This is a genomic window from Pseudomonas sp., from assembly GCF_033723075.1.
Lineage (GTDB): Bacteria > Pseudomonadota > Gammaproteobacteria > Pseudomonadales > Pseudomonadaceae > Aquipseudomonas.
Genome location: NZ_JAWVXU010000050.1, coordinates 1 through 4,861 on the forward strand (window position 1 = coordinate 1; position 4,861 = coordinate 4,861).

Annotated in this window: 5 protein-coding genes and 1 pseudogene; 5 read left to right on the forward strand and 1 reads right to left on the reverse strand. The window is 60.2% G+C overall.

All coding sequences use genetic code 11. The features are described 5' to 3' along the window. From R3355_RS24165 to R3355_RS24185, 5 genes and pseudogenes are all read left to right on the forward strand, one after another. A pseudogene (locus R3355_RS24165) lies at positions 1–186 on the forward strand (thiol:disulfide interchange protein); the annotation flags it as partial. Further along, entirely contained in the window at positions 186–1,001 is an 816-nt protein-coding gene (locus tag R3355_RS24170; RefSeq protein WP_318963672.1) for a TlpA disulfide reductase family protein, read from the forward strand. The pseudogene R3355_RS24165 and the gene R3355_RS24170, both read left to right, overlap by 1 nt. Further along, positions 998–1,777 (forward strand): thiol:disulfide interchange protein DsbG, encoded by a 780-nt coding sequence (dsbG, locus tag R3355_RS24175; RefSeq protein ID WP_318963673.1) that lies wholly within the window; start codon positions 998–1,000, stop codon positions 1,775–1,777. The genes R3355_RS24170 and dsbG overlap by 4 nt, the downstream gene beginning before the upstream one ends. 55 nt (positions 1,778–1,832) lie before the next feature. Continuing rightward, complete coding sequence (locus R3355_RS24180; RefSeq protein ID WP_318963675.1) at positions 1,833–2,480, forward strand: c-type cytochrome; 648 nt, start codon at positions 1,833–1,835, stop codon at positions 2,478–2,480. Further along, a complete protein-coding gene (locus R3355_RS24185; RefSeq protein WP_318963676.1) occupies positions 2,477–3,394 on the forward strand; it encodes a c-type cytochrome in 918 nt (305 codons plus the stop codon). Before R3355_RS24180 ends, R3355_RS24185 begins: the two co-directional genes overlap by 4 nt. A gap of 449 nt (positions 3,395–3,843) precedes the next feature. Here the strand turns inward: R3355_RS24185 and R3355_RS24190 are convergent. After that, positions 3,844–4,861, reverse strand: a 1,018-nt coding sequence (locus R3355_RS24190) for an IS1182 family transposase (protein WP_318963677.1), incomplete at its 5' end; no start/stop codon positions are given.

The window sequence follows — 4,861 nt, forward strand, 5'->3', positions numbered from 1 at the left end:
CGTCCCGACGTGACGAAAACCAATCCTGCCAGTCGAGCGCTGCTGCACCGCTACCAAGTCATGGGGCCGCCGACACTGCTGTTGATCGGCCCGGACGGCGTCGAGCGCCGCTCGCAGCGCATCACCGGTGAGGTCGACGCCAGCCAATTCCTCAGCAAGTGGAACGAAACCATGGAGCGAGGCTGATGTTGACGATCAATGTCGGTCCCCTGGCACTGGCCGTTCCGCATGTATTGCTGCTGGTCAGCCTGTTTTTGGCGATGCTGACCGGCTGGTGGGTTGGACGCCGCAGCGAGCGCAATCCCGAGCAGCAGCTGTTCAGGTTGCTGCTGGTGGCATTGCTGGTCGCTCGCCTGGCGTTCGTGCTGGTGTACTTCGAGCATTTTCGTGATGAGCCCTGGCGCGTGATCGATATCCGCGACGGCGGCTTCATAGCCTGGCCGGGCGTGCTGGCCGCTGTGCTTCTCGGCACATGGCTCGCCTGGCGCGAGGGGACCTTGCGCAAACCGCTTGGTTGGGCCGTGGCGGTGGGTGTGCTGAGCTGGGGGTTCGCTACCTTGGCACTCCATGCTTTCGAGCAGGGCACGCGCCTCCCCGAGATGGGCCTGCGTGATAACCGGGGCAAGCCGGTGGCCTTGCAGGACTTCGTCGGCAAACCCCTGGTCATCAACCTGTGGGCCACCTGGTGCCCGCCGTGTCGGCGAGAAATGCCGGTACTGGCCGAAGCTCAGCGCAATGAATCCGACGTGACCTTCCTCTTCGTCAACCAGGGCGAGGGCGAGCGGCTCATCGCTGACTTCCTCCGTGCCGAAGGGCTCGGCCTGGAAAACGTACTGCTCGACAGCGGCGGACGGCTTGGCCAGCGCATCGGGTCTTCGGCATTGCCGACAACGCTTTTTTACGACGCAGAGGGGCGCCAGGTTGGCAGCCATCTCGGTGAACTGTCTCGCGCCAGCCTGGCGCGTGCCCTTGAACAACTAGAGGTAAATACTCAGCCATGAATCTTGTGCGACCGATTTCCTTGTTCTTTTCCTCCATTGCTTTGCTGCCAGCGCCGCTAGCGCTGGCGCAAACCCTGCCACCTGCGATCCAGGCGATTGAAGCCCGCGGTGCCAAAGTTGTCGGCAGCTTTGATGCACCTGGCGGTTTACAAGGCTACGCCGCGCGCTATAACGGCGAGGGCATGGCGCTGTACCTGACGCCGGACGGTGATCACGTTCTGATCGGCAGTTTGCTTGATGCCAGCGGCGAAGACCTGACACGCGCCCCGCTTGAAAAACTGGTGTACGAACCCCTGGGCAAGGAAAAGTGGCAACGCCTCGAAAGCAGTACCTGGATTCAGGACGGCGCAGCTGAGGCACCGCGGATCGTCTACATGTTTTCCGATCCGAACTGCCCGTTCTGCAACATGTTCTGGAAACAGGCACGGCCCTGGGTCGAAGCCGGCGATGTTCAGCTTCGTCACGTAATGGTCGGCATGTTACGGCTGGACAGCGCAGGTAAAGCCGCGGCATTGCTGGTTGCGAAGGATCCCCAGGCGGCCCTCAACGCCCATGAAACGGCAGGCAAGGCGAGCAAACTGGAGCCGATCGAAAGCATTTCGCCTAAGGTAAATGAACAGCTCGAGGCAAACCTGACGCTGATGGGTGAAATGGGGGCCTCGGCAACGCCGGCAATTTACTACCTGGACGACGAGGGGCGTCTGCAACAACAGCAAGGTGCTCCTCGTCCCGATTCGCTGAATCAGATCATGGGGCCGCTGTCCGCGAAGCGTTGAGCCGCTACCAATCGGCCAGTGCCGATACCTAAAATAATAATGATGTGGAGGCTACATGAACGTCTCTCGCTGGCCCCTGGCAGGGCTGCTTTTAGCGATATCCGTGTCTACCCAGGCCGCAGATCCGACCGCTGTCTATGGCAAAGGCGGCGCCAATACTACCGCGATGGCGTGCGTCACCTGCCATGGTGCCGAGGCTGAGGGCATGGCCGCAGCCGGATTTCCGCGACTTGCCGGTTTGTCCGCCGTCTACATGAAAAGACAGCTGGCCGATTTCGCTTCCGGTGAACGCTCCAATCCGATCATGCAATCGATCGCTGCAGCCCTGAGTCCCGAGGAAGCGGACGCCGTCACGACGATGCTCGCCAACAAGCCGCGACCCGACGTCGAGCGCATCGGCCGCACGGCTGCGGCTCAAGGCCTTGGAGAAACACTGGCACTGCGTGGCGCATGGGAGCGCAACATCCCCGAATGTGTCTCCTGTCATGGACCTAGCGGTGTGGGTGTTGGCGACTCCTTTCCGCCACTCGCGGGGCAATCCGCCCAGTATCTGTCCTCGCAGCTGATCGCCTGGCGCCAAGGCACCCGTAAGAACGATCCCAACGACCTGATGGGGCACATCGCTCGTGACCTCACCGAGGACGAGATCAAGGCCGTCTCGGCGTATTTCGCCAACTTGACCGACACAGGAGCTGGAAGATGAGAGCTCACGCAAACGCCTTGCTGCTGTTCGCACTTGCCATTCCTGCACATGCGGCCGACATCGCAATGGAGGATCAGTCGCAGATTCGAATCGGCACAGGAGAACCCGCCAGCCGCACGTATTTTCAGCCTCCGCAGGAAAGCGAACTCCCGGACAACGCTTTTGGAAAGCTGGTACAGGAAGGCCGCGCCATCTTCGTCGATACAAAAAACCGTGCGCCGGAATATGTAGGTAACGGCCTTGCGTGCGCCAACTGTCACCTCGAGCAGGGGCGAAAAGCCAACTCCGCACCGCTGTGGGCGGCGTACACCATGTACCCGGCGTACCGGAAGAAGAACGACAAGGTGAACACCTACGCCGAGCGGTTGCAGGGGTGTTTTCAGTTCAGCATGAATGGCAAGGCACCGGAAGCGGACGGTCCGGTCATTGCGGCCCTCTCGGCCTATTCGTACTGGCTCGCGACTGGCGCACCGACCGCTCAGGAGCTGCCAGGCCGCGCCTATCCGGAAGTGCCGGAACCCGAAGGTGGCTATGACCTTGCTAAAGGGAAGCAGGTCTACGCCGCGCAGTGCGCGGTGTGCCATGGAGAGAACGGCGAAGGGCAGAAGTCAGGTACTGATTATGTGTTCCCGCCGCTTTGGGGTGCGGACTCGTTCAATTGGGGCGCAGGCATGCATCGGATCAATACGGCCGCTGCGTTCATAAAGGAGAGCATGCCCCTAGGCAAGGGAGGCAGCTTGTCGGATGAAGAAGCCTGGCATGTGGCGGCATTCATGAACAGTCACGAACGACCTCAGGACCCGCGCATGATTGATGGCTCGGTAGAGAAGACTCGCGACAAGTATCACGCCAACGATGGCGTGAACCTATACGGCGAGACTGTTAACGGAAAGCTGCTGGGCAATGGCATCTAGCCTGGCTGAGTGGTCTGTGGTGGCGGAGGTCGATAGAGTGCCTGCCTGGGGTACTCTGCCTCTCCGCCATCCGCTGGCAAATGAAGGCCTTTGTTTCTTGCCACTACTCTCGCTCCCCCTGGGATGGATGGCTGTCACGTTGATACCAACCTTGATCTTTGGTCATTGCAACGGAAACCTGTCTTGGCAATCACGATAGCGGGGCGTGTCAATTGCCAAAAAATTGCTTGCCCGATGCATCAAGACACAAAAGCAGTATTACCCGAATGGCCGCTCTTGGCCCAGACCGTGTAAAAACGCAGCAAATGATGGCAATCAACTGCCGGGGGATTTTCTCATGTCCAGGAGGCCGCCGAAGGCCCGCTCAGGCGCAATCGGTGATTCTGGTTGCTATGGCACTTTCGGCTTCGGTGCGCCTGCTGGAGGGCGGCAGAGTGGTAAAACAGGCCTCAGGCCTTCATCGCTGCCATCAGGGCACCGCTGCCCAACACGTTCAACACGCGTTTGAGATTGTAGGCGAGCACATGCAGGCTCATCTCGGTACTCACCCGGTCGAGCGTTCTGGTGAGGAAGTGGGTGGCGCCCATCCAGGACTTCAACGTGCCGAACGGGTGCTCAACCGTTTGGCGGCGGATCCGCATCATCTCGGGCGCTTGATCCAGGCGACTCTGCATCGCCTCGAGCACTGCCTCATGCTCCCAGCGACTCACTCGGCGCTCTGAGCTAGGCGTACAGTGCTCTTTCAATGCACAACCCTGGCAGTGCGAACTCCAGTAGCGGTGCAGCTTCAGCCCTTTCTCGACGCTTGAGTATCGCCAGATCAGGCTTTGCCCAGCAGGGCATCGGTACTCGTTCTTTGCTGCGTCATAGATGAAATCACCTTTGCCAAAGCGGCCCGCCGCTGTCGCTCCCGAGGTCAGCGCCTTGGGCACGAAAACGGTGATTCCAGCCTCATGGCACGCCAGGATTTCTTCGCCTTTGAAATACCCTCTGTCGGCGACCGCCGAGAGCTTCTTGACGCCCATGGCCTCTCGCGCCTGCTTGGCCATTGTACTTAGCTGGTCTCGATCAGCCCCATCGTTCGTTACTTCGTGGGTCACGATCAAGTGGTGCTTCGCGTCGACCGCCGCCTGCACGTTGTAGCCGACCACGCCGCTGCCCCGGGTCTTCATCGAACGGGCATCGGGATCGGTCAGGGAGATCTGCTTATCCGGTGTTTCGTTGAGCTGAACCTCGATTTCCTTGAGCTCCTGCAGCTTAGTTTTCAAGGTCGCTATCTTGTCGTGGAGACGTTCGGCTTTGACCTGCGCCACGGCAGGTTCCTGACGATCAGCGGTATCCAGTGCAGTCAGGTAGCGATTGATGCTGGACTCGATCTCCTCCATTCGCCGCTGAAGCTTGGCGCTGGTGAAGTTGCGGTCGCGGTTGTTGACCGCCTTGAACTTGCTGCCGTCGATGGCCACAAGC